Below are 23,964 nucleotides of genomic sequence, written 5' to 3' on the forward strand. Positions count from 1 at the left end.
AAAAGGAGCCTGTAAATTGGAACAGCATGACGTCGCCCTCATCGTGGGCAGCAACCGCCGCGAGTCGATCAACGCGCAGCTCGCCCGCGCCCTGGTCGCGCTCGCACCTGCGCACCTGCGTTTCGTGCCGGTGCAGATCGACGACCTGCCCATGTACAACCCCGACCGCGACCCGGAGGGGGAAGCGGCCGTGCGGCGGCTGAAGACGGACGTGGGCCGTTGCTCGGGCCTGCTGGTCGTCACGCCGGAACACAACCGCTCCATTCCCGCGGTGCTGAAGAACGCGATCGACTGGGGCTCCAAGCCGATGCCCGCCAGCGTGTGGCGCGACAAGGCGGTGGCCATTGCGGGCACCAGCCCCGGCGCGATCGGCACGGCGGTGGGGCAGCAGCACCTGCGCCAGATCCTGGGCGTGTTGGGCGGCCTCGTGCTGGGTGGCGAGGCCTACGTGCAGTGCAAGCCCGGATTCTTCGATGCTTCCGGCGGGATCACGGATGAATCGACGGAGGCGTTCCTTCAGGCGTACATGGAGCGCTTCGGCGACCTGGTGCGGAAGATGGCGCGGAACTGAGTGCGTGCAGCCGCTGCTCCCCCATTTCCCTGGCGAGGCTGAGGACCACCGGGCCGACCACGAGGCCGGCCAGGCCCAGCATGCCGAAGCCGCCGAGGCAGGCCATCAGCACCCACACGAAGGGCAGGTGGACGCCCTCGCGCGCGACGAAGGGGCGCAGCAGCTTGTCCCCGCACAGGAGGACGGCGCATCCCAGGAGCAGCGAGGCGAGCGCGGGCGACGCCGCGCCTTGCAGCGCCAGCTGCAGCACCAGCGCACTGACCGCCAGGTAGCCCAGGAAGGGGACGGTGGCCAGGGCGCCCGTGATCGCGCCCCACACCAGCGCGCGCGGCGCGCCCGCGGCGGTGTACGCGCCCGCGGTCATGACGGCATCGAACAGGCCCACTGCCAGCATGCTGTGAACCGAGGAGCGCACCGCCCGGCTCGCCACTTCCATGTAGCGATCGGCCCCGCCGCCCACCAGGCGCCGCAGGGCGCCCGCGAGCGCGCCCGCGAGCGCCGCACCCTGGCGGTAGAGGAAGCAGAGCAGCAGGATGGTGAAGACGATGGTGAGCAGGTGCCGCATCGTGAACTCCCCGAGCGACTGGGCCCAGCCCAGGACCGCCTGCGGCGTTGCGTGCTGCGTCAGCAGTCCCAGCGCTCCCGGCTGCCAGCGCGCGGCCAGCCACGGCCCCACCACAGGAGCCTCGGCCAGCCACGCAGGCACGCCGATGCCCGCGCGATCCGCCGCGGCCAGTCCCACAAGCAGGGCATGCGCTTCGGTGAGCAGCGCCCAGCACGCGAAGACGAGGGGCGCGAGCACGAAGACCGTGAGCGCGCTCGTGAACAGCACCGGCGCGGCGGCCCGGACGGTGCCGCGTGGCAGGCGCGCCGCGAAGCGCGCATAGAGCGGCCAGCTCGCGGTGGCGATCACGCACGCGGCCAGGATCGCTTCCAGGAACATGTGCAGGACCCACAGCGAGAGGACCGCGAGCAGGGCGCCGAGGATGCGCGCCGGCGTGAGTCGGAGGTCGGTCATGGTTGCGGCATCGCCTGGTGTTCCGGAAGCCAGGAAGCGTAAGCCGCGACGGTGGCCGCGTCGTCCGGAAACCGTCCCTGTTCGGTCCGGATCGCGGCCGGACCGAAGCGGTCAACCCCAGGGCGCTGATCGAGCGTATCCGGGGCGCTACCTGAACTCCTCGCACTTGCGCGCCATCTCCGGCGTGCGTTGCAGCCGCGCGTTCGCGCACACCGACTTCGCCGCTGCCTGGCAGGCGCGGGCGGCCACGTCCTGTTCTTCCTTGTTCTGTCGCTTCAGTCCCGGGATGACGAAGGGGCGGAAGGTCCTGCCGCATTCGCCGCCGAGGCCGGCATCGCGGTTGTGCCGCGCGATGTCGGTCACGGCGTCCCAGGCGCGATAGGCCACGTCGAACGGGGGTGCGGGCGATGCCGGCTGCGCGGTTGCTCCCTGCACGAGGACGGCAGCGAAGCAAGTCAGCGCCACGAAGAACAGGGCGGATCTCATGACGCCTGCCTACTGCGCGAGATACCCACCATCCACCGCAAGCACGTGCCCGGTGACCATTGCGGCGGCGGGACTGGCCAGGAACAGGATCGCGTTGGCCACTTCCTGCGGCTGCGCCAGGCGGCCCAGCGGCGTGACGCTGCGGATGCGGTCCATCAGCTCGGGGTTGGCTTTCAGGCTGCCGATGAAGTCCGTGTCCACCCAGGTCGGCGCCACCGCATTGACGCGGATGCCGCCGCCGGCCCATTCGACGGCCAGCGCCCGCGTCATGTTCACCACCGCGCCCTTGGTCGCCTGGTAGGAGATGTTGGGGTAGAGCCCGCCGCCCGACACGCCCATGATGGAGGCGGTGTTGACGATCGCGCCGCCGCCGCTGCGCAGCATGTGGCCCGCCGCCGCGCGGGCGCACAGGAACACGCCGGTCATGTTGACGTCGACCACGCGCTGCCAGTCGGCAAGCGACAGTTCGGTGCTGGGGCGGCGCAGCGCCATTCCGGCGTTGTTCACGAGGATGTCGATGCGGCCGCGCGCGGCCGCGATCTCGCCGAACACGCGGTTCACGTCACCTTCCACGGAGACATCCAGCTGCATCGAGGAGGCCAGCGGTCCCAGCGTGGCAGCGGCCTGGGCGGCGGCCGCTTCGTCTACGTCCAGCAGCACCGTTCGCGCGCCGGCGGCAGTGAACAGCTGTGCCGTCGCGTAGCCGATGCCGCGCGCGCCGCCGGTGACGACGGCCACGCGGCCGTCGAGGCGGAAGGCGTCGAGCAGGGAGGCTTGTTCTTTCATGGCGATGCTTCCTTCAGGCCAGGGGACGCCGCAGCCAGAGCTGGTGCAGCGCCAGGCGCTCGAAGCCCAGGCTTTCCAGGGCGGCGCCGCCCACCACCTGCCTCTGCAACTGCGGCACGTGGATGGCCTGGCGAGGGTAACGCGAGAAGAGGGCCGCGACCAGCGCGCGTGCGTCCTCTTGCGCCGGGTCGCGGTCGACCAGGCTGTGCACCTGGAGGCGCGTGTCCGCGCTTTCGGAGAAGACGATCTGTGCGTCGCCGCGGCGCCAGGCCTGCAGCGTGACCGGCAGGGCGCGCAGCGAACGCGGCGTGACCTGCAAGGGCAGGGCGATGCCCGCGGCGGGGCACGCGCCCAGCCAGGCGAAGGCATCCGGCAGTTCGATCGGCGCAGGGATGTCCGTGGATCCGTTTGCCGAGCCGCCCGCGTGCCGCCAGCCGTGGAGCGCATCGACTTCGCGGAAGCCGCGGCCCTCGTACAAGCGCAGGGCCCGCGTGTTCTGTGCGAAGCACTCCAGTTCCACGCTGCCCACGCCCGCCGCCTGTGCCCGCGCAACGAAGTCGTCGAGCAAGGCCGGCGCGGTCCCACTGCCGCGCGCCGCCGGCAGCGCGCCCATGGTGCCCAGCCGCCAGCTGTCGGTTTCCGGCCGCGGCGCCGCGAGGCAGAAGGCGATCGGTTCGCCACGCTGCACCGCGACCCGGCTCTCGGCGAGCTCCACGCCCTGCCGCGCGAGGAACTGCGGCCACTGGGCCGGCGCGAGTTCGAAGGGGCCGATCAGGTAGTCGGCGAAGGCGGCGGTGAAGGCCGCGTGCAGGCGTGCCGGATCCAGGGCCCCGGCCGCGACGATCTCGAAACTGGACATGCGGTGAGTATCCCGCAGGGGCGGCCAGCGGGCCGCGAGCGCTACGCCGCCCCGTCCTCCTCCTCGCCCGCCCCCATCCAGGCCTCGTCCAGCCGCTGCATGTTCTCCAGCATCTTGAGCATGTAGTGCAGCATGTGGGTGAGGTCGTTGACCGAGAAGTCGCCCAGGATCTCTTCGTAGTAGGCGCGGATCTTCGGCAGCGCCAGCGCATGCCACACATGCCGGCCCGACTTGGTCATGGTCACCACGCGCGAGCGGCGGTCCTGCCCGTCGGGCGCGATCGCCACGTGCCCGTCGCGTTCCATGCGGCCGATCAGGCCCGACAGGTTCTGCCGGCTCACCATCAGGTACTTGGCGAGGTCGCCGATGCTCATGCCGGCCTCCGCCTTCTCCCGCGACAAGGCTCCCAGCACCGCCCACTGCTGCGTCGTCAGGCCCTCGGCTTCGACGGCCCGAGAGCCCGTTTTATGCAACATATTGGCGCATTGGTACAGCCGGAAGAACAGGCGGTTGGCCAGTTCCGTCCGCGCCTCGGCCGTAGATTCATTGGGGTAAACCATCATGTTTCCAAGGATATCGCACTTGCGCCCGCCGCGGCAAACGCTTAAACTTGCGTAAACATATTGACCTATTCCAGATCCGAGGCCCGGCTGGAGGCGGTCCGCAACGCAACCCATCGAAAGGATCATGATGCAACGCTTCCAGGACCAGACCGTGGTCGTCACCGGCGGTGGCGGCGGAATCGGCGGCGCCACCTGCCGGCGCTTCGCCGGCGAGGGCGCCCGCGTGGCGGTCTTCGACCTCAACCTCGACGCCGCGGAGACGGTCGCCGCCGCGATCCGTGACGCGGGCGGCCGCGCGCAGGCCTTCCGCTGCGACATCACCGACCGTGCCAGCGTCGACGCGGCGGTGGCCGAAACCGAGAAGGCGCTGGGCCCGATCGACGTGCTCGTCAACAACGCGGGCTGGGACGTCTTCAAGCCCTTCACCAAGACCGAGCCCGCGCAGTGGGACAAGCTGATCGCGATCAACCTGACCGGCGCGCTGCACATGCACCACGCGGTGCTGCCCGGCATGGCCGCCCGCAAGAAGGGGCGCATCGTCAACATCGCCTCCGATGCGGCGCGCGTCGGCTCCTCGGGCGAGGCGGTCTACGCGGCCTGCAAGGGCGGCCTGGTGTCCTTCTCCAAGACCATCGCCCGCGAGCACGCGCGCCAGGGCATCACCGTCAACGTGGTCTGCCCGGGCCCGACCGACACCGCCCTGTTCGCCGACTACAAGGAAGGCGCGGGCAATCCCGAGAAGCTGGTGGAGGCCTTCACGCGCTCCATCCCGCTCGGCCGCATCGGCCAGCCCGGCGACCTGCCGGGCGCCGTGCTCTTCTTCGCCAGCGAGGACGCCGCCTTCGTCACCGGCCAGGTGCTCAGCGTCTCCGGCGGCCTGACCATGAACGGCTGAAGCCGTTTCCCACCTCCCCACTTCCTGGAGACGACCCATGAACTTCGAAGACATCCTGTACGAGGTCCGCAACGGCGTGGCCTGGATCACCATCAACCGCCCGGAGAAGATGAACGCCTTCCGCGGCACCACCTGCGACGAGCTGATCAAGGCGCTGAACAAGGCCGGCTACGACCGCGACGTGGGCTGCATCGTGCTGGCCGGCGCCGGCGAGAAGGCCTTCTGCACGGGCGGCGACCAGTCCGCGCACGACGGCAACTACGACGGCCGCGGCACCATCGGCCTGCCGATGGAGGAACTGCACACCGCCATCCGCGACGTGCCCAAGCCGGTGATCGCGCGCGTGCAGGGCTTCGCCATCGGCGGCGGCAACGTGCTGTGCACCATCTGCGACCTGACCATCTGCTCCGACAAGGCCGTGTTCGGCCAGGTCGGCCCGAAGATGGGTTCGGTGGATCCCGGCTACGGCACCGCCTTCCTGGCCCGCGTGGTGGGCGAGAAGAAGGCGCGCGAGATCTGGTACCTGAACAAGCGCTACTCCGGGCAGGAAGCGGTGGCGATGGGGCTGGCCAATGTCTGCGTGCCGCACGAGCAGCTCGACGCCGAAGTGCAGCAGTGGGCCGAGACGATCTGCGAACGCAGCCCCACGGCCATCGCCATCGCCAAGCGCAGCTTCAACATGGACACGGCGCACCAGAGCGGCATCGCCGGCATGGGCATGTACGCGCTCAAGCTGTTCTACGACACCGAGGAATCCCGCGAAGGCGTCGCCGCCTTGAAGGACAAGCGCAAGCCCGATTTCCGCAAGTACGCGAAGTGAGCCGGAGAGCGCAACGATGAACCCGAACCCCTACATCGACGAGGACCTGCAGGCGCTGGCGGAGACCGCTCGCCGCTTCGCTGACGAGCGCGTCAAGCCCGGTTTCCAGGAACGCGACAGGACGCGCGTGCTGGATCGCGCGCTGCTGCGCGAGATGGGGAAGCTCGGGTTCATCTGCCCCGAACTTCCCGAGCAGTTCGGAGGCATGGGCCTGGGCTGCCTGGCCGCGGGTGTGATCCACGAGGAAATCGCCCGTGCCGACCTGAGCTTCTCGTACCTCAATCTGCTGGCTTCCCTGAACAGCCAGATCCTGTCGAAGTACGGACAGCCGGAGGTCGTCGGCCCCTGGCTGAAGAAGATCGTCCAGGGCGAGGCGATATGCGCCATCGCGCTCACCGAACCGCGTGGCGGCTCGGACGCCGCCAACCTGCGCCTGCGCATCGAGCGTGACGGGGAGTTCCGTCATCAACGGAGAGAAGACCTCCATCTCCGCCGCCGATCAGGCCGACATCACCGTGGTGTTCGGCCGTACCGGAACGCCCGAGTCCGCGGCGCACGGCGTGACCGCCCTGCTGGTGCCCATGGACGCTCCGGGCCTCACCACCAATCGCTTCGATTGCCACGGCCAGCGCGCCATCGGCCGCGGGTCGATCTTCTTCGAGAACGTGCGCGTGCCGGTGAACCACCGCCTCGGCGAAGAGAACAAGGGCTTCGTTCAGGTGATGCACGGCTTCGACTTCTCGCGCTCGCTGATCGGCCTTCAATGCCTGGCGGTGGCGCGCGTGGCGCTGGAAGAGACCTGGGAGTACATCACTCAGCGCCAGGCCTTCGGCCAGCCGCTGTCGGCCTTCCAGGGCGTGACGCACCCGCTCGCGCAGTTTGACACCGAGGTGGAAGGCGCGCGCCTGGTCTGCCTGCAAGGGCTGTGGCTCAAGGACAAGGGTCTGCCGCACTCCGCCGAGGCCGGCATGGCCAAGTGGTGGGGCCCCAAGCTGGCCTACGACGTGATCCACCAGTGCCTGCTTTGCTTCGGCCACGGCGGCTACGACCGCGGGCCCATGGAACAGCGCCTGCGCGACGTGCTGGGCTTCCAGATCGGCGACGGTACCGCCCAGATCATGAAAACCATCATCGCCCGCACCCGTGCCGGACGCAAGTTCGTACCGGCCTGACCACAACAAGACACCTGGAGACAAACCATGGAGTTCGACGCCGTCCTTTTACCCCCCGCCGTGCGGAAAGCATCGCCCGCGGCTGGTGGCATGACCGCACGATCAACGACGACCTGGACGCCTGTGTCACCGCCTGTCCGGACAAGCTCGCGCTGACAGCTGTGCGCGTCGATTCGGGCGAGGTGCGCCGGTTCAGCTACAGCGAACTTGCGGCGCTGGCCGACCGCGTGGCGGTGGGTCTGGCGCGCCTGGGTGTGGGCCGCAACGACGTCGTGGCCATGCAGTTGCCGAACTGGTGGCACTTCAGCGTGCTGTACCTGGCCTGTTCGCGCATCGGTGCGGTGCTCAATCCATTGATGCACATCTTCCGCGAGCGCGAGCTGTCCTTCATGCTCAGGCATGGCGAGGCCAAGGTGCTCGTGGTGCCGAAACTGTTCCGGGGCTTCGATCACGAAGCCATGGCCCGCGGCCTCAAGCACAGTCTCCCGCATCTGCAACGCATCGTCGTGGTCGGCGGCGACGGCGCCGATGACTTCGACGCCCTGCTGACGGAGCCAGCGTGGGAGAGCGAGCCGGATGCGCGCGAGATCCTGGCGCGCCACCGCCCCGGCCCGGACGACATCACACAGCTGATCTACACCTCCGGCACGACCGGCGAGCCCAAGGGCGTGATGCACTCTGCGAACACGCTGAGGGCCAACATCGTGCCGTACGCCGAGCGCCTGGGCTTGCGGCACGACGACATCGTTCTCATGGCTTCGCCGATGGCACACCAGACCGGCTTCATGTACGGCCTCATCATGCCTATCATGCTGCGCGCGAGCGTGGTGCTGCAGGACCAGTGGGAGCCGAAGAAAGCGATCGAGCTCATCCGGGCTGAGCGAGTGAGCTTCTCCATGGCCTCGACGCCGTTCCTGACCGACTTGACCAAGGGCGTGCAGGAGGCCGCAACGGCGGTCCCCACCCTGAGGACTTTCCTGTGTGCCGGCGCACCGATCCCGGGGCCGCTGGTCGAGCAGGCGCGCAAGGTGCTCGGCAGCAAGATCGTATCGGCCTGGGGCATGACGGAAAACGGGGCCGTCACGCTCACCAAGCTCGACGACGACGACCAGCTCGCCTGCAGCACGGACGGTTGCCCGCTGCCCGGCGTCGAGGTCAAGGTCGTCGACTTCGACGGCCTGCAGGTACGCACGGACGAAGTCGGCAAGCTGCTGGTGCGGTCCTGCTCCAACTTCGGCGGCTACCTGCGCCGCCCGCAGTTGAACGGCACCGATCACGAGGGCTGGTTCGACACCGGCGACCTGGCCACGCTCGACGCGAAGGGCTACATCCGCATCAGCGGCCGCAGCAAGGACGTGATCATCCGCGGCGGCGAGAACATTCCGGTCTTCGAGATCGAGGTGCTGCTCTACAAGCACCCGGCCGTCGCGCAGGCCGCGATCGTCGCCTACGCCGACGAGCGCCTGGGCGAACGCGCCTGCGCCGTGGTGGTGCCCAAGGCCGGCCAGACGCTGGACCTGGCCGGCATGGTCATGTTCCTGAAGTCGCAGAAGGTCGCGTTGCAGTACATCCCCGAGCGCCTGATCGTACGGGACGCGATGCCGGCCACCCCGTCCGGAAAGATCCAGAAATTCAAGTTGCGCGAGATGCTGCGCGACGGCAGCTTGTGATCCCCCACACAGCAGGACCAACGGAGACAACCCCATGAGCCACCCCATCCACAGCGCCGCCACCCCGTGGCGCCGAGCCTTCCTCGCTGCCGCCTGCTCTTTCAGCCTGATGGGCGCCAGCAGTCCTGCCTTGGCGCAAGCCGCCTGGCCGGCCAAGGGCGTGCGCATCGTCGTCGGTTTCGCCCCCGGCGGCACCACCGACGTGATGGCACGTGTCGTTGCGCAGGGACTGTCCGAGGCACTGGGCCAGACGGTGATCGTCGACAACAAGCCGGGCGCCAGCGGCAAACATTGCCGCCGGCGAGGTGATCAAGGCGGCACCGGACGGCTACACGCTGTTTGTCGCACCCACCTCCGTGGAGACGGCCAACCCGTCGCTGTTCAAGTCGAACATCCTGCCGTCGCGCGACCTCACTCCGGTCACTACCATCGGGCGCACGCAGATGTACCTGATCACGCGCCCGGGCCTCGAGGTCAAAGACGCGAAGCAGCTCATCGCGATGGCCAAGGCCAACCCGGGCAAGCTGTCCTACGCATCGTCGGGCACCGGCACGCCGCCGCAACTGGCAGGCGAACTCTTCAAACAGAGCACCGGCACGTTCATCACCCACGTGCCTTACCGCGGCTCCGCGCCTGCCTTGCAGGACGTGATGGCCAGCCAGGCCGACATGGCCTTCGACCCGGGCATCGCGTTTCCGCATATCAGGTCGGGCAAGGTCAAGCTCCTCGCAGTGGCCAGCGACAAGAAGTCTCCGTTCTTTCCCGACGTGCCAACCTATGCCGACCTCGGCATCAAGGACGCCAGCCTCGACATCTGGTTCGGTCTCTGGGTGCCGAACAACACGCCCGCGGAGGTCACCGCGCGACTGACGCGGGAACTGGCCAAGGTGCTGGCCACCCCGCTGGTGAAGCAGCGCTTCGGCCAACTCGGTGCCGAGCCAGTGATGCTGGAGAGCGCCGAGTTCAAGAAATTGCTGGCGCAGGAGGGCAAGACCCTTTCCACGCTGATCCGCGACCGCAAGATCGTCGTCGAGTGAAGGGGCTGCCGGAGTGACGATGAGCGATGCGATGACCACCGACGCCCCCATCCTGACCGAGACGGTCGGCCGTGTCGGCGTGATCACGCTGAACCGTCCGCAGCAACTCAATGCGCTCAACGACGCCCTGATGGACGCGCTGGGCGAGGCTCTGCTCGGTTTCGACGCGGACGCCGGCATCGGCGCGATCGTGATCACGGGCAGCGCCAAGGCTTTCGCGGCGGGGGCCGACATTGCGGCCATGGCCGATTGGACCTACATGGATGTCTACCGCAGCGAATTCGTCACGCGGAACTGGGAAACCATCCGACGCGTGCGCAAGCCGGTGATCGCCGCGGTGGCGGGTTTCGCGATGGGCGGCGGCTGCGAACTGGCGCTCGCATGTGACATCGTCCTCGCGGCAGACACTGCGAAGTTCGCCCTGCCGGAAATCAAGCTCGCCATGATGCCGGGCGCCGGCGGAACGCAGCGGCTGCCGCGGGTGGTCGGCAAGGCCAAGGCAATGGACATGTGCCTGTCGGCGCGCACGCTCGACGCCGCCGAGGCGGACCGCTACGGGCTGGTCTCACGCGTCGTGACCAGCGAACGGCTGCGCGATGAGGCCCTGGCCCTCGCCACCACGATCGCAGGCTTCTCGCTGCCCGCGCTGATGGCCATCAAGGAGTCCGTCAACCGTGCCTACGAGGGCTCGCTGGCAGAGGGCATCGGCTTCGAGCGCCGCCAGTTGCACGCCCGTTTCGCCAGCGACGACGCCCACGAAGGCATGAAGGCCTTTCTCGAGAAGCGCAAGCCCGTCTTCGGGCATCGCTGAGGCCGAAAACCGGCCGCGCCCAAGCCCCCGACAACATGGCACTCGATCGGACATCCATGGCTCTCAACCGCACCCCCTTTTCTTCCGATGACCCGCTCGCCCTGAGTGAACAGCTCACCGCCGACGAACGCGCGATCGCCGACGCGGCACGCTCGTACTGCCAGGGCCAGCTGCTGCCGCGCGTGCAGGACGCCTTCCGGCACGAGCAGACCGACCCCGCGATCTTCCGCGAGATGGGTGAGATCGGCCTGCTGGGGCCGACCATTCCCGAAGCCTACGGCGGCTCGGGCCTCAACTACGTGAGCTACGGCCTGATCGCGCGCGAAGTGGAGCGCGTGGACTCCGGCTACCGCTCGATGATGAGCGTGCAGTCCTCGCTGGTCATGGTGCCGATCAACGAATTCGGCACCGAGGCGCAGAAGCAGAAGTACCTGCCCAAGCTCGCGTCGGGAAAGTGGATCGGCTGCTTCGGCCTGACCGAACCCAACCACGGCTCGGACCCCGGCAGCATGATCACCCGCGCCCGCAAGGTGCCCGGCGGCTACAGCCTCACGGGTTCCAAGATGTGGATCACCAACTCGCCGATCGCCGACGTGTTCGTGGTCTGGGCCAAGGACGACGAGGGCGCCATCCGCGGCTTCGTGCTGCAGAAGGGCGCCAAGGGCCTGAGCGCGCCGGCCATCCACGGCAAGGTGGGCCTGCGCGCCAGCATCACCGGCGAGATCGTGATGGACGAGGTGTTCTGTCCCGAGGAAGATGCCTTTCCGGAAGTGCGCGGACTCAAGGGCCCGTTCACCTGCCTGAACAGCGCGCGCTACGGCATCGCCTGGGGCGCACTCGGTGCCGCCGAGGACTGCTACCAGCGAGCGCGCCAGTACGTGCTGGACCGCAAGCAGTTCGGCCGGCCGCTGGCGGCCAACCAGCTGGTGCAGAAGAAGCTGGCCGACATGCTGACCGACATCTCGCTGGGCCTGCAGGGCTGCCTGCGGCTCGGGCGCATGAAGGACGAAGGCCATGCACCGGTGGAGGTCACCTCGATCATGAAGCGCAACAGCTGCGGCAAGGCGCTGGACATCGCCCGCGTGGCGCGCGACATGATGGGCGGCAACGGCATCAGCGACGAGTTCGGCGTGGCCCGCCACCTGGTGAACCTGGAGGTGGTGAACACCTACGAAGGCACCCACGACGTGCACGCGCTGATCCTCGGCCGCGCCATCACCGGCATCGCCGCGTTCAACTGAAGCGGGTCACCGGGGCGCTTCGCCCCACCGAGAGGAGCGCGTACATGCAAGCCGAACTTCCCGCGTCCGCCGCCGTCGTGTGGCGCCCCGACGCCGCCATGGTCGAAGGGGCCAACCTCACCCGCTTCATGCGCGCGCTGGGCGTGGCGAGCTTCGAGGCACTCAATGCCCGCGCTGCGCAGGACCCGGCCTGGTTCCACGATGCACTGATCCGCTTCCTGGACTACCGCTTCGAGCGTCCCTACGAGCGCGTGCTGGACCTCTCCGAGGGCCAGCCCTTCGCGCACTGGTGCGTGGGCGGCGTGACCAACGTGGTGTCCAACTGCATCGACCGCCGGCGCGGCACGCCGCGCTACGAGCAGGAGGTGCTGGTGTGGGAAGGCGAAGACGGCGCGACCACCCGCTGGTCCTTCGCCGACCTGGACCGCGAGACCTGCCGCCTCGCCTGGGGCCTGCGGCGCCTCGGCCTCGGCCGCGGCGACGTGGTCGGCATGGTCCTGCCCAACCTGCCGCACGCGGCCGCCGCGATGCTGGCCGTGGCGAAGGTCGGCGCGATCGTGCTGCCCATGTTCTCTGGCTTCGGCGCGGACGCGATCGCGCAGCGCGTGAACGACGGCCACGCCAAGGCGCTGATCACGGTCGATGGATCGCTGCGCCGCGGCAAGCCGGTCGGCGCCAAGTCCGTGGTCGACGAAGCGCTGGCCCACTGCCCCGGCGTGCGCCACGTGATCGTCTTGCAGCACCTGGAAACCCGCCACGAGTGGACGCCGGGGCGCGACCACTGGTGGCACGAGCTCACCGCCGGCGCCCCCGCCGACGTCGCCGCCGTGCCCACCGAGCCGATGCCGGCCGACGATCCCTTCCTGCTGATGTTCACCTCGGGCACCAGCGGCAAGCCCAAGGGCGTGGTGCATTCGCATTGCGGCTTCCCGGTGAAGACGGCGCTGGACCTGTCCATCTGCATGGACCTCAAGCCCGAGGACCGCTTCCTGTGGATGTCGGACATGGGCTGGCTGGTCGGGCCCATCCTGGTGTTCGGCGGCCTGCTGGTCGGCTCCACGGTGATGCTGGCCGAAGGCGCGCCCAACTATCCCGAGCCGGACCGGCTGTGGCGGCTGGTCGAGCGCCACCGCGTGACTTACCTGGGACTGGCGCCGACGGTCGCGCGCCTGTCGATGTCGCAGGGCGAGGACGCGCTGGCCGGCCGCGACCTCTCCTCGCTGCGCGTGATCATCTCCACCGGCGAGCCCTGGACGCCCGAGGCCTGGCACTGGACCTTCGAGCGCGTGGGCCGCGGCCGCGTGCCGCTGCTCAATTACTCCGGCGGCACGGAAGTCGGCGGCATCCTCACCGGCACCGTGATCCATCCGCTCAAGCCCTGCGCCTTCGCAGGCCCCGTGCCCGGCACTGGCGCCGACGTGGTGGACGCGGACGGTGGGTCGGTCGGACCTGGCGTCACCGGCGAACTCGTGATGCGCACGCCGAGCATCGGCCTCACGCGCGGCCTCTGGCACGACCGGGAGCGTTACCTCCAGAGCTACTGGTCGCGCCTGCCGGGTGTCTGGGTGCACGGCGACTTCGCCAGCCGCGATGCCGACGGCATGTGGTACGTGCACGGCCGCTCGGACGACACGCTCAAGATCGCCGGCAAGCGCACCGGGCCTTCCGAGATCGAGGCGCTGCTGATGGCCACCGGCCTGCTGGTGGACGCCGTTGCCGTGGGAACGCCCGATCCGGTCAAGGGCACGGCTGTCGTCTGTGTCTGCGTCCCGCGGCCCGGCATCGACGAGGCCGCGGCGGTGAAGGCGCTGTCGGCGGCGGTCGTCGCGGGCCTGGGCGGCGCGTTCCGGCCGGCCGAGGTGGCGCTGGTGGCCGACCTGCCGCGCACCCGCAACATGAAGGTGATGCGGCGCGTGATCCGCGCGGCCTGGCTCGGCGAGGATCCGGGCGACCTCAGCACCCTGGTGAATCCGGAATCCGTGCAGGCGGTGCGGGCCGCGCGCCACTGAGGGCATCGCCGGTCGGGCGCCCGGCGATGCCGGATACTGTGGCCATGACGCTCGACCAACTCAACACCCCCGCGGCGCTGGTGGACGTGGACCGCATGCAGCGCAACATCGCGCGCATGCAGGAGCAGCTCGACCGCCTCGGTGTCCGTTTCCGCCCCCACGTCAAGACCTCCAAATGCGTGCAGGTGGTGGAGATGCAGCGCGCCGCCGGCGCCCGCGGCATCACCGTGTCCACCCTGCGGGAAGCCGAGCAGTTCTTCGCCGCCGGCGAAACAGACATCCTGTACGCCGTGGGCATGGTCCCGTCAAGTTGCCGCAGGCGCTGGCCCTGCGCCGCAAGGGATGCGACCTCAAGCTGGTCACCGACAACGTGGACGGCGCGAACGCCATCGCAGCCTTCGGCCGCGAACAGGGCGAGACCTTCGAGACCTGGATCGAGATCGACTGCGACGGCCATCGCTCCGGCATCAAGCCGGAAGCACCGCTGCTGCTGGAAGTCGGCGCCGCGCTGGCGCAGCCTGGCGCGTGGCTCGGTGGCGTGATGACGCACGCCGGCGCCAGTTACGACCTCAACGAGCCCGAGGCGCTCGCCGCCATGGCGGAACAGGAGCGCTCCGCCTGCGTCCGCGCGGCGGAGCGCCTGCGCGCGGCCGGCCATGCCTGCCCCAACGTGAGCGTGGGTTCCACCCCCACGGCGCTGTCGGCGCGATCGCTGGCGGGCGTCACCGAGGTGCGCGCCGGCGTCTACGTGTTCTTCGACCTGGTGATGGCGAACGTCGGCGTGTGCAGCCTCGGCGACATCGCGCTGAGCGTGCTGACCACCGTGATCGGGCACCAGGCCGAGAAGGGCTGGGCGATCGTGGATGCGGGCTGGATGGCGATGAGCCGCGACCTGGGCACGCAGAAGCAGCGGCGCAACTACGGCTACGGGCAGGTGTGCGCCCTCGACGGCACGCCGCTGGAGGGCTACATCCTCAGCGGGGCGAACCAGGAGCACGGCATCCTGTCGCACCCGGGCGAACCGGATCCCGGGATCGTGCAGCGCTTCCCGGTGGGCACGCGCCTGCGCGTGCTGCCCAACCACGCGTGCGCCACGGCGGCCCAATTCCCCGAATACCAGGCCGTTGCCGCAGACGACTCGGTGTCGGCCTGGCCGCGCTTCTATGGATGGTGAGATGAAGCCGCCGCAACGCGTGGACCCGGACACCGTCGCCCGGCCGGGCGGCCACTACAGCCATGCGACCGTCGCGCAGGGCCTGGTGTTCGTTTCCGGCCAGCTGCCGATCACGGCGGAGGGCGTGAAGCTGGTCGATGCCGGCTTCGAGCAGCAGGCGGAACAGGTGCTGGCCAACGTGCGCAACATCCTGCTGGCCTGCGGCAGCGACGTGGACCGCCTGGTGCAGGTGCGCGTCTACATCGACGACATGGCGAACTGGCCGGCCTTCAACGCCGTCTATGCGCGCTGGGCCGGCGACACGAAACCGGCCCGCGCGGTGGTGCCCACCGGCGCCTTGCACTTCGGGCTGAAGCTGGAGGTGGAGGCGGTCGCCCAGGTGGGAGCCTAGGCGCGCCTCCTGCCACCTGCGTCAGCGATAGCGCGCGTCCTGCGGATAGCGATCGTACTGGTTGGCGATGCCGTCGCCGTCGAGGTCGTACGAGGGAGCCACGGCATAGGTGCCCGGCACGGTGGCATACGGGTCCAGCGGGATGTGCCGGCCGGCGGCATCCACCTGGAAGCGTCGCCCGTAGGCATCGGTGTAGACGTGCGTGATGGGCGCGGCGACCGACGGATACGGGTTGTACGGCACGCCGAAAATGCGCGAGATGGTGTTCCCCACGCTGTCGATCACGTCGGCCTGCGCACCGCCGCCGATGGCGAGCGCCGCCACTGTCATTGCGGACAAGATGAACTTCTTCATGAGCTACTCCTGCGCGGATCTTTTTCCGCTTGCAGTCATTGCAGCGCGAAGCGCGCACCGAGGGCAGCGGTGCTGTGGCCGACCGCCTGTGCGCCGATTCCCGCTCGGCTGTAGGCCTCGCCGCCTGAGCGCTGGCGCGGCTCAGTCCACCCGCGTGAAGGTCTGCCGCACGTGCCGGCGCTCCAGCATGTCGAAGTGCCACCACTCGTTGTCTATGCCCTGGAAGCCGCTGCCCACCAGCACCTCGCGCAGCAGCTCGCGGTGGCGGTGCTGCCGGGGCGTGAGTTCGCCGGTGGCGAGATGGTGCGCATCGAGCCGGGGATGCGAGAGCTCGCGCATCTCGTCGTAGCCGGTCCCCATGTCGAGCTCGCGCCCGTCCGGGCCCAGCAGCGTCACGTCCAGCGCCATGCCGAAGGAATGGATGGAACCGAGGGCCGGGTCGGCGACGTACTGGCGCAGGTCCGTGCCTTCGAGGTAGTCCCACAGCTCGATCTGCACGCGGTGCGGCCGCAGCGCGTCCAGCACCAGCAGGCGATGGCCCGGCGCCGCTTGGGACAGCAGCTTGGACGCGTTCTCCAGCCCCGTGGCGGCCAGGTGATGCAGCCAGGCGCAGTCGAGCGTGCCGTACAGGTCGCGCCCGACGAAGTTGTCCACGCCGGCATAGCGCAGGTCCACCGCGATGTCGCGCAGGGTCGAAAGGTGCCGGAATTCGGCGTGGGTGGCGACGTCCTCGCAGCGTACGGAGTTCATGTCAGCCCGCCCCGTGGCACTTCTTGTACTTCTTCCCGCTGCCGCAGGGGCAGGGGTCGTTGCGGCCCGGCTCCTCGGGCTTGCGCACGGGGTCCACGCGCGGGCCCAGGCTGCGCCAGAGCTGGCGCATGTCGTACACGGCCCAGATGCCCGCGGCCAGCGCGTCCAGGCGCTCGTTGCTCACACTGGGCGGACCGTCCTCGGTGTACATCGACAGGGCCGGCAGGCCCGCATCGTCCTCGGTGAGCGCGACGATGTCCTGCAGCGCCGCGTCCAGCATCTGCGCGCCCTCGGGGTCGCGCGGCGGCAGCCAGTCCTCGGGCCAGGATTCCACGGCGTACATGAAGCCCAGGGCCCACACCTGCGCGTAGGCCGGCAGGCTCGCGATGTCGCCCTCGATGCGCTCCTCGGCGGGCAATGACAGCATGGCGCCGCGCGTGTCGATCGCTTCCGGGTGGTAGGTGCGCTCGTCCTCCAGCACGTCCACCGGCTGGTCGAGCGCGAACGCGATCTCCTGCCAGCGGCGGCGCCAGCGCCAGACGAACTCCATGTGCTCCATCGGCCGGAAGTCCTCGCCCAGCAGCACGGGCCAGTATTCCTCGGGCGGCACCTCGCGGCGCATGCACACGAGCGCGGCGAGGAAACCCTCGCAGAATTCCCACTGCGGGATTTCCTCGTCCTGCTGGCGCAGCAGGTCGAGTTCGTCGTCGAGCGCGTCGAAGTCTTCGGGGGTCAGGGGGCCGGACGGCGGGGCGGTGGCGGCGGAAGGCGGGGTGGGGGTCATCGGGGAGAAACGCGCGCGGCGGGGCTGGTCAGGGATTATCAGGCCCGCACCCCCGTCGTCGCGGCCGGGGCTGGCTGCGCTAGAGTCGCCCCATGAACTGGCTGCGCGCGCGCATCGCACGATCCCCGAGGCACGCCCTCATCCTCGGCAAGGTGCTGTTCCTGGCCGGCGCCATCGCGATCGTGGGCGCGGTGTTCGCGCGCGCCGCGCTGATGAACGTCAATGCCGTGCGCAGCGAGGCCAGGCTGGAGCCGCTGCGGACCCTGGCGCAGGCCTATCCGCAGTACGCGACGTGGATCGTGCCGGAAGGGCCGGTCGGCTACACGATTTGCGCGCTCCTGGTTCTCGTCGGCATGGCCCTGACGGTGATGGCTTCGGAGGCGCAGAAGCAGGAGGAGGCTCGCAAGCGCGGCTGGTGACGAAGCCTCGGCGGGACCTGTACGCGACCCGATGCTTCCCCTCGCCTCGGCCGCGCCTCACTCCTGCTGCCGCTTGTTGTCTTCCGTCTGGTCGCCCTGGTCGCGCGCCTGGCCGCTCTCGGAATCTTCGTCGTCCGTGTTCAGCGGCTCGGGGCGCTTGTCGAGCTTGTCCTGGCGTTGCGCGCTGTCGGGATTCGTGGGATCGCTGCGGTCGTCACTCGTTGGGCGGGTCATGGCCATCTCCGGAGGTGGATGGCCAGTGTCGGACAACTCGCGCGCAATGGGGGCCCGCTGTAACGGACGGCCTCCGCCCGGCAGGCGCGGGATAATCCGCGCGGCCGGCCCCCCACGCGCCAGGCAAGGAGACGACATGCCTGACCCCACCCCCGCGTCGCGGTGGTCACCGGCGCCGCGCGCGGCATCGGGCTGGCGATCGCCAGCATGTTCCTGGCGCGCGGCGACACTGTCGTGCTGCTCGACATCGACGCGCCCGTGCTGGCCGACGCCGGTGCCGCGCTGGCGCGCGAACATGGCGAGCGCGTGCTGGCGATCACCTGCGACGTCTCGGACCCGCAGCAGGTCTCCCGGGCCTTCGCGCAGGCGGCGCAGCGCTTCGGCCGCATCGACGCGCTGGTGAACAACGCCGGCGTCGCCGTCTTCAAGCCGCTGACCGAAACCAGCTTCGAGGAATGGCGCCACGTCATGGCCACCAACCTCGACGGCGTCTTCCTGTGCAGCCAGGCCTGCGTGCCCCTCATGCGCGCAAGCGGGGGCGGCAGCATCGTCAACATCGCTTCGATCTCGGGCCTGCGGGCCAGCACGCTGCGCGTGGCCTACGGCACCAGCAAGGCCGCGGTCGTGCACTTCACCAAGCAGCAGGCGGTGGAACTCGCGATGCACGGCATCCGCTCCAACGCGGTGGCGCCGGGACCGGTCGAGACCGCGATGGCGAAGAAGGTGCACTCCGCGGCGATCCGCAAGGACTACCACGATGCCGTCCCGCTCGCGCGCTACGGCACCGAGGAAGAGATTGCCGAAGCGGTCTTGTTCCTCTGCTCCGACCAGGCGCGCTACGTGACGGGCCAGGTGCTGGCGGTCGACGGGGATTCGACGCGGCCGGTGTCGGCCTGCCGACGCTGCGCGAGCAGGCCGGCCGATGAGGCGGCTTGCGATCGCCTGCCTGCTGGCGCTGCCCGGCGTCCTGGTGGCGCCGGCTGCATCGGCGGAAGAATGCGACCCCCGCTTCCTGAAGTCGCCGCAGTTCATCGCCGAGGACTGCACCTTCCGCAACCCGCCCAATCCCGATGCCAAGCCTGGCCTCTCCAGCTGGCAGAACTGGCGGCGCTTCCTGCTGCAGAAGAAGGAAGGCACGGTGCCGGTGGACCCGATCCCGGTGCGCATGCTGGAACGCGCGGCGCTGGACGCGCTCGATCCCGCGGCCAACCACATCATCCGCCTGGGGCACTCGTCGCACCTGCTGAAGCTTGCGCGGCAAGTGGTGGCTGGTCGACCCCGTGTTCGGCCAGCGTGCCTCGCCAGTGTCCTTCGCGGGACCCAAGCGTTTCCATCCGCCGCCGCTGGCACTGGAGGACCTGCCGCCGATCGAGGCCATGATCCTCTCGCACGACCACTACGACCACCTCGACGTGCCGACCATCGAGGTGCTGAAGGACCGCGTGCAGCGCTACTTCGTGCCGCTGGGCGTCGGCGCGCACCTGCGCCGCTGGGGCGTGCCGGCCGAGCGCATCGAGGAGTTCGACTGGTGGCAGCAGGGGCAGTGGGGCGAGGTCGTGGTCACGGCCGCGCCCGCGCAGCACTCTCGGGCCGCACCCTGTGGGACCGCAACAAGACGTTGTGGGCCTCTTGGTCCATCGCGAGCGGCGCCGAACGCATCTTTTTCAGCGGCGACACCGGCTACTTCCCCGGCTTCCGCGAGATCGGACAGCGGCTGGGCCCGATCGACATCGCCTTGCTGGAGAACGGCGCCTACGACAGCGGCTGGCCCACCGTGCACCTGACGCCCGAGCAGACGGTGCAGGCTTTCGAGGAACTCGGCGCGCGCACGCTCTACCTGGTGCACAACAGCACCTTCGACCTGGCCTTCCACGGCTGGCGCGAGCCGCTCGAGCGCGTGGCCGCGATCGCCCTGGCCAAAGGGATCGCGCTGGCCACGCCGGAGATCGGCGAGGTGCTGACGCTCGGCAAGCCGCGCGTCAACCGTCGCTGGTGGGAAGGCCTGCGCTAACCGAACAGCTTGGTGGCGATGGTCGTGACGTGCTTGCCCTGGAAGGCGGCCATCCCGAGTTCCTGCTCGCTGGGCATGCGCTCGCCGCTGGCGCCCGCGATGGTGGATGCGCAGTAGGGACTGCCGCCCTTGATCTCGTCCAGGCCCATCTGCCGCTGCTCCGCGTAGGGCAGGCCGACGACGATCATGCCGTGGTGCATCAGCGTGGGGATGAAGGTGAGGATGGTGCTTTCCTGGCCGCCGTGCTGCGTGGCCGACGAAGTGAAGACCGAGCCCACCTTGCCCACCAGCGCGCCCGACATCCACAGCGCGCCGGTCTGGTCGAGGAAGTTGCGCATCTGGCCCGTCATGTTGCCGAAGCGCGTGGGCGTGCCGAACACGATCGCGTCGTAGTTGGCCAATTCCGCGGGCTGCGCGATCGGCGCGGCCTGGTTGGCCTTGCCGCCCGCCTTCGCGAACACGTCGGCCGGCATGGTCTCGGGCACGCGCTTGATCTCCACCTTGGCGCCGCCGACTTCGCGCGCGCCTTTCGCGACCGCCTCCGCCATCGCCTCGATGTGACCGTAGAAGCTGTGGTACAGCACAAGGACCTTTGCCATCGCGTTCTCCTGAAGGGGTCCGTCCAATATAGCGACAAGCCTGCGCGCGGGGGAGCCCGGATCAGCGCTTGCCTGCCGCTGCCTCGCGGCCGAGCGCCGCCGCGAGGTAGTCGATGAGCAGGCGCACCTTGGGCAGCAGGTGCTTGCGCGAGGGGTACACCGCGTACACGCCCAGCTCGTGCGACCTGTATTCGGGCAACAGCTCCACCAGCCGGCCGGCACGCAGCTCGTGTTCCACCAGGAACAGGGGCTGCAGCACGATGCCCTGGTGGGCCACGGCGACTTCGCGGCAGGTGTCGCCGCTGTTGGTCTTCATGCGCGGCTGCACCTTCACCGACACGGGTCCGTCGGGACCCTGGAACTCCCAGGTGTCGCCCACCGCGAGCAGGCTGTAGGCCAGCACGGTGTGGGCCGCCAGGTCCGACGGATGCTTCGGCTTGCCGTGCGCCTTCAGGTAGCGCGGCGACGCGCACAGCACCATGCGCGTGGAGGACAGTCTGCGGCTCACCAGCGAGGAGCTCTCCAGCCGCGCGATGCGCACGGCCAGGTCGAAGCCTTCGTCCACCAGGTCCACGAAGCGGTCCGACAGCGTGATCTCCAGCTGGATCTGCGGATGGGCCGCGAGGAAGTCTCCCCACAGCGGAGCCAGTCGCAGCACGCCGAAGGAGAAGGGCGCGCTCACCTTCAGCACGCCGACGGCGTGGCCGCTGCGTTCGGTGATCTCGGCCTCTGCCTCCTCGACGCCGGCCAGCAGCTCCTTGCAGCGCGCGAAGAACACCTCGCCTTCCGCCGTGAGCGACAACCTGCGCGTGGTGCGATGGAGCAGCCGCACGCCCAGCCGCAGTTCGAGTTCGGAAACGAGGCGGGACACCGCGGCCTTCGACAGGTCCAGTTCGTCGGCCGCGCCCACGAAGCTGCCGGCGTCCACCACGGCGGCGAAGACACGCATCTCCTGGAAGCGATCCATGGCAGGCCCTTCGATTGTTCAGGATCCGTTGATAGTCAATCAAACTGAGCCTAGTTTATCCCGGGAGCAATGAACAATACATTCGAATCACGGTGCAGCGATGGCGCTGCCCCGAACCGACCCACCAAGGAAACCACCATGAACCGCAAGTCCCTGATCGCCGCCCTCGTCCTCGCCGCCACCGCCGCCGGCGCCTCCGCCGAGAGCTATGAGGAGTACAACACCCCTTCGTGTCCGCCGCGCCCGGCGCCGTCGTGGAATACGTGCGAGGCGGCGTGAATCCCTGGTCCACCAGCTACAACCCGCTGGCGCAGTTCCGCAGCACGACGACGCGCGACCAGGCCACCGCCGACTACATCTCGGCGCGCGAAGTGGTCAACGCCTTCACCGGCGAAGACAGCGGCTCCGGCTACCTGGCCGGCCGCCCGGCCGCCGCCGGCGAAACCCGCCTGGCCGGCAAGTGATCGCTCAGGCGAGGTTCGCCAGGACCTCGCCGCGCGTCCACCTGGCGAGGTTGTCCAGGAACATGGCCGCGACCCGTTCCTCGTTGCCGTCCGAAAAACCCGCGCTGTGCGGTGTCGCGATCACGTTGGGCAGCTCCCACAGCGGCGAGTCCTCAGTCAGCGGTTCCTGCGCGAACACATCCAGGTAGGCGCCCGCGAGCCGCTGCCCGCGCAGCGCCTCGATCAAGGCCGGCTCGTCCACGATCTCCCCGCGCGCGACATTCACCAGGCCGCAGTGTGCCGGCAGCAAGGCCAGTTCCGCCGCACCGATCAGGCCGCGCGTGCGATCGGTGAGCGGGCAGGCGAGCAACAGCCAGTCGGCTTGCGGCAGCACCGTGCGCAAGTCGGTGTCGGCCACCGTGCGGATGCCTTCGGCGGCCGCTGCGGCACTGCGCCGCACCACCACCACCTGCAGGCCCAGCGCCTGCAGCAGGCGCGCCAGTTCCCGTCCCACCGGGCCCCAGCCGACCACCACCGCCGTCTGCCGCTGCAGGTCGCGCGGCAGGCCGCTCGCGATCAGCGGCGACCAGCGCCGCTCCGCTGCGCGCGCAACAGCAGCGGCCACTGGCGTGCCAGTGCCAGCAGCCCGAGCAGCGCGGTCTGCGCCACGACCGGTGCGTTCGCGCCGGAGGAAGTACAGACCTGCACGCCGCGCGCGATCAGTTCCTGGTAGATGGCGCGGTCCGCGCCGGCGGAATGGATGTGGATCCAGCGCAGGCCGGGCGCGGCGCGCAGCGCGTCGTGCATGCGCTGCGTGTCGGGCAGCACGCGGTGCTTGGTCGACAGGCCGGTGACGTCGCGCGATACGAAGGCGATGTCCGCGCCGGCCGCGTCGGCGTCTTGCGGGGCGAGCAGCACGTGCGGGCGCTGCGCCAGCACGCGCGCGATCTCCGGCGCCAGCGTTCCGGCCGCCTCCCGCGACAGCAGGATGCGCAGGGGCGCGTTCTGCGCATTCAAGGGGCGCTGGCTCCGGAAGCTCGCAGCACCAGCAGGCGCCACTTCCCGTATCGCGTACCGCGTCCCATGCCCGTCTCCTTCCTCAGCGGCGGTAGCCCGGATCCAGGCGATCCAGCTTGCGCAGCAGCGCCGGCCACTCCATCACCCCATAGGGGCGGCGGGTGCCGGGCTGGTAGTTGTTCCAGGTCTCCTCCAGCACTTCCGGCGGCACGGGGCGCAGCTTCGTGTTGCAGGACATGGCGGCGATCTGCGAGCGGCAGGCCAGTTCGAGCCGGTGCGTCCAGTTGAAGGCCTCGCCCACCGTGCGCCCGACCACCAGCGCGCCGTGGTTGCGCAGGATCAGCGCCTCGCCCTGGCCGAGGTCGCGCACCCAGCGACGCCTTCTCGCCGTCATCCAGCACGACGCCCTCGTACTCGTGGTAGCCGATCTTGAGGAAACGCATGGCGGTCTGCGTGATCGGCAGCAGCCCGCAATCGAGCGCGGAGACCGCCATCGATGCCCAGCTGTGCGTGTGGATCACGCAGCCGACCTCGGGCCGCGCCTCGTGCACCGCGCTGTGGATCACGTAGCCGGCCTTGTTGATGCCGTAGTTGAGCGCACCGAAGTCCGGTTTCGCGAGGATGTTGCCGGCCAGGTCCACCTTGACCAGGCAGGAGGCGGTGATCTCCTCGTACATCATCCCGTAGGGATTGATCAGGAAGGCTTCCGCGCCGGGAACGCGCGAGGAGATGTGGTTGGCCATCATGTCGGACATGCCGAACAGGTCCACGAGCCGGTAGCAGGCGGCCAGGTCCACGCGCGCCTGCCACTCCTCGGGCGAGCACCTGCCCTGCATGGATGGGATCTTCAGCACGCCTTCGCTCATCGAATCGCCTCCAGGGT

Annotated in this window: 22 protein-coding genes and 7 pseudogenes; 16 read left to right on the forward strand and 13 right to left on the reverse strand. The window is 69.4% G+C overall.

Features of this window, described 5'->3' with window-relative positions:
- Positions 1–16: 16 nt before the first annotated feature.
- Positions 17–571, forward strand: coding sequence for an NADPH-dependent FMN reductase (locus HK415_RS01110; protein WP_171556459.1), 555 nt, complete (start codon positions 17–19; stop codon positions 569–571).
- Here HK415_RS01110 and HK415_RS01115 read toward each other — a convergent pair.
- The 5 genes from HK415_RS01115 to HK415_RS01135 form a co-directional block, all read right to left on the reverse strand.
- A complete protein-coding gene (locus HK415_RS01115) occupies positions 489–1,589 on the reverse strand; it encodes an AI-2E family transporter (protein WP_171556460.1) in 1,101 nt (366 codons plus the stop codon). The genes HK415_RS01110 and HK415_RS01115 overlap by 83 nt on opposite strands.
- 147 nt (positions 1,590–1,736) lie before the next feature.
- Positions 1,737–2,075, reverse strand: a complete 339-nt coding sequence (locus tag HK415_RS01120; RefSeq protein WP_171556461.1) for a hypothetical protein — start codon at positions 2,073–2,075, stop codon at positions 1,737–1,739.
- Between the two features lie 9 nt (positions 2,076–2,084).
- Positions 2,085–2,861: an SDR family NAD(P)-dependent oxidoreductase gene (locus tag HK415_RS01125; protein WP_171556462.1), complete on the reverse strand. Its 777-nt coding sequence runs from the start codon at positions 2,859–2,861 to the stop codon at positions 2,085–2,087.
- A gap of 13 nt (positions 2,862–2,874) precedes the next feature.
- Positions 2,875–3,720: a GNAT family N-acetyltransferase gene (locus tag HK415_RS01130; RefSeq protein WP_171556463.1), complete on the reverse strand. Its 846-nt coding sequence runs from the start codon at positions 3,718–3,720 to the stop codon at positions 2,875–2,877.
- 41 nt (positions 3,721–3,761) lie between these two features.
- Positions 3,762–4,280 carry a MarR family winged helix-turn-helix transcriptional regulator gene (locus HK415_RS01135; protein ID WP_171563047.1) on the reverse strand — a complete coding sequence of 173 codons (519 nt, stop codon included), beginning with the start codon at positions 4,278–4,280 and terminating at the stop codon, positions 3,762–3,764.
- A gap of 130 nt (positions 4,281–4,410) precedes the next feature.
- On the opposite strand from HK415_RS01135, the gene badH reads away from it, so the two are divergent.
- The 10 genes and pseudogenes from badH to HK415_RS01185 all read left to right on the forward strand — a co-directional run bounded on the left by badH (position 4,411) and on the right by HK415_RS01185 (position 15,503).
- A complete protein-coding gene (gene badH, locus HK415_RS01140; protein WP_171563050.1) occupies positions 4,411–5,178 on the forward strand; it encodes a 2-hydroxycyclohexanecarboxyl-CoA dehydrogenase in 768 nt (255 codons plus the stop codon).
- A 37-nt stretch (positions 5,179–5,215) separates the two neighbouring features.
- On the forward strand, positions 5,216–5,998 hold the full coding sequence (gene badI / locus HK415_RS01145) for a 2-ketocyclohexanecarboxyl-CoA hydrolase (protein WP_171556464.1): 783 nt from the start codon (positions 5,216–5,218) through the stop codon (positions 5,996–5,998).
- 16 nt (positions 5,999–6,014) lie between these two features.
- Positions 6,015–7,170, forward strand: a pseudogene (gene aliB, locus HK415_RS01150) (cyclohexanecarboxyl-CoA dehydrogenase).
- Positions 7,171–7,197: 27 nt separating this feature from the next.
- Positions 7,198–8,840: pseudogene (gene aliA / locus HK415_RS01155) on the forward strand (cyclohexanecarboxylate-CoA ligase).
- A gap of 305 nt (positions 8,841–9,145) precedes the next feature.
- Positions 9,146–9,877: a tripartite tricarboxylate transporter substrate binding protein gene (locus HK415_RS01160; protein ID WP_309246535.1), complete on the forward strand. Its 732-nt coding sequence runs from the start codon at positions 9,146–9,148 to the stop codon at positions 9,875–9,877.
- A gap of 19 nt (positions 9,878–9,896) precedes the next feature.
- On the forward strand, positions 9,897–10,688 hold the full coding sequence (locus tag HK415_RS01165; RefSeq protein ID WP_253261719.1) for an enoyl-CoA hydratase: 792 nt from the start codon (positions 9,897–9,899) through the stop codon (positions 10,686–10,688).
- 56 nt (positions 10,689–10,744) lie between these two features.
- Positions 10,745–11,929, forward strand: a complete 1,185-nt coding sequence (locus tag HK415_RS01170; RefSeq protein ID WP_171556465.1) for an acyl-CoA dehydrogenase — start codon at positions 10,745–10,747, stop codon at positions 11,927–11,929.
- Positions 11,930–11,973: 44 nt separating this feature from the next.
- Positions 11,974–13,938, forward strand: coding sequence for an AMP-binding protein (locus HK415_RS01175; RefSeq protein ID WP_171556466.1), 1,965 nt, complete (start codon positions 11,974–11,976; stop codon positions 13,936–13,938).
- Between the two features lie 44 nt (positions 13,939–13,982).
- Positions 13,983–15,112: pseudogene (locus tag HK415_RS01180) on the forward strand (DSD1 family PLP-dependent enzyme).
- Position 15,113: 1 nt separating this feature from the next.
- On the forward strand, positions 15,114–15,503 hold the full coding sequence (locus tag HK415_RS01185; protein WP_253261720.1) for a RidA family protein: 390 nt from the start codon (positions 15,114–15,116) through the stop codon (positions 15,501–15,503).
- A gap of 21 nt (positions 15,504–15,524) precedes the next feature.
- Here the strand turns inward: HK415_RS01185 and HK415_RS01190 are convergent, their stop codons facing one another.
- From HK415_RS01190 to HK415_RS01200, 3 genes are all read right to left on the reverse strand, one after another.
- A complete protein-coding gene (locus tag HK415_RS01190) occupies positions 15,525–15,857 on the reverse strand; it encodes a hypothetical protein (protein ID WP_171556468.1) in 333 nt (110 codons plus the stop codon).
- Between the two features lie 141 nt (positions 15,858–15,998).
- The gene (locus tag HK415_RS01195; protein ID WP_171556469.1) at positions 15,999–16,607 is read right to left on the reverse strand and encodes a M15 family metallopeptidase; all 609 of its coding nucleotides are present in this window, start codon (positions 16,605–16,607) and stop codon (positions 15,999–16,001) included.
- A 1-nt stretch (position 16,608) separates the two neighbouring features.
- Entirely contained in the window at positions 16,609–17,391 is a 783-nt protein-coding gene (locus tag HK415_RS01200) for a YecA/YgfB family protein (RefSeq protein ID WP_171556470.1), read from the reverse strand.
- Positions 17,392–17,483: 92 nt separating this feature from the next.
- Between HK415_RS01200 and HK415_RS01205 the strand changes: the two genes are divergently transcribed.
- A complete protein-coding gene (locus HK415_RS01205; protein WP_171556471.1) occupies positions 17,484–17,810 on the forward strand; it encodes a hypothetical protein in 327 nt (108 codons plus the stop codon).
- Positions 17,811–17,867: 57 nt separating this feature from the next.
- Here the strand turns inward: HK415_RS01205 and HK415_RS01210 are convergent, their stop codons facing one another.
- A complete protein-coding gene (locus tag HK415_RS01210; protein ID WP_171556472.1) occupies positions 17,868–18,044 on the reverse strand; it encodes a hypothetical protein in 177 nt (58 codons plus the stop codon).
- A gap of 162 nt (positions 18,045–18,206) precedes the next feature.
- On the opposite strand from HK415_RS01210, the pseudogene HK415_RS01215 reads away from it, so the two are divergent.
- Positions 18,207–18,970, forward strand: a pseudogene (locus tag HK415_RS01215) (SDR family NAD(P)-dependent oxidoreductase).
- A 378-nt stretch (positions 18,971–19,348) separates the two neighbouring features.
- Positions 19,349–20,055, forward strand: a pseudogene (locus HK415_RS24280) (MBL fold metallo-hydrolase).
- On the opposite strand, the gene wrbA reads toward HK415_RS24280, so the two are convergent.
- Entirely contained in the window at positions 20,052–20,654 is a 603-nt protein-coding gene (wrbA, locus tag HK415_RS01225) for an NAD(P)H:quinone oxidoreductase (protein ID WP_171556473.1), read from the reverse strand. The pseudogene HK415_RS24280 and the gene wrbA sit on opposite strands and share 4 nt — an antisense overlap.
- Positions 20,655–20,715: 61 nt before the next feature.
- Complete coding sequence (locus HK415_RS01230) at positions 20,716–21,621, reverse strand: LysR family transcriptional regulator (RefSeq protein ID WP_171556474.1); 906 nt, start codon at positions 21,619–21,621, stop codon at positions 20,716–20,718.
- A gap of 138 nt (positions 21,622–21,759) precedes the next feature.
- On the opposite strand from HK415_RS01230, the gene HK415_RS01235 reads away from it, so the two are divergent.
- Positions 21,760–21,900 carry a hypothetical protein gene (locus HK415_RS01235; protein ID WP_171556475.1) on the forward strand — a complete coding sequence of 47 codons (141 nt, stop codon included), beginning with the start codon at positions 21,760–21,762 and terminating at the stop codon, positions 21,898–21,900.
- Positions 21,876–22,085 (forward strand): hypothetical protein, encoded by a 210-nt coding sequence (locus HK415_RS01240; RefSeq protein WP_171556476.1) that lies wholly within the window; start codon positions 21,876–21,878, stop codon positions 22,083–22,085. The genes HK415_RS01235 and HK415_RS01240 overlap by 25 nt, the downstream gene beginning before the upstream one ends.
- A 4-nt stretch (positions 22,086–22,089) precedes the next feature.
- Here the strand turns inward: HK415_RS01240 and HK415_RS01245 are convergent.
- Positions 22,090–23,081, reverse strand: a pseudogene (locus HK415_RS01245) (NAD(P)-dependent oxidoreductase).
- An 82-nt stretch (positions 23,082–23,163) separates the two neighbouring features.
- Positions 23,164–23,947, reverse strand: a pseudogene (locus HK415_RS01250) (class II aldolase/adducin family protein).
- Between the last annotated feature and the right edge of the window lie 17 nt (positions 23,948–23,964).

Source organism: Ramlibacter montanisoli (assembly GCF_013087525.1).
Taxonomy (GTDB): Bacteria; Pseudomonadota; Gammaproteobacteria; order Burkholderiales; family Burkholderiaceae_C; genus Ramlibacter; species Ramlibacter montanisoli.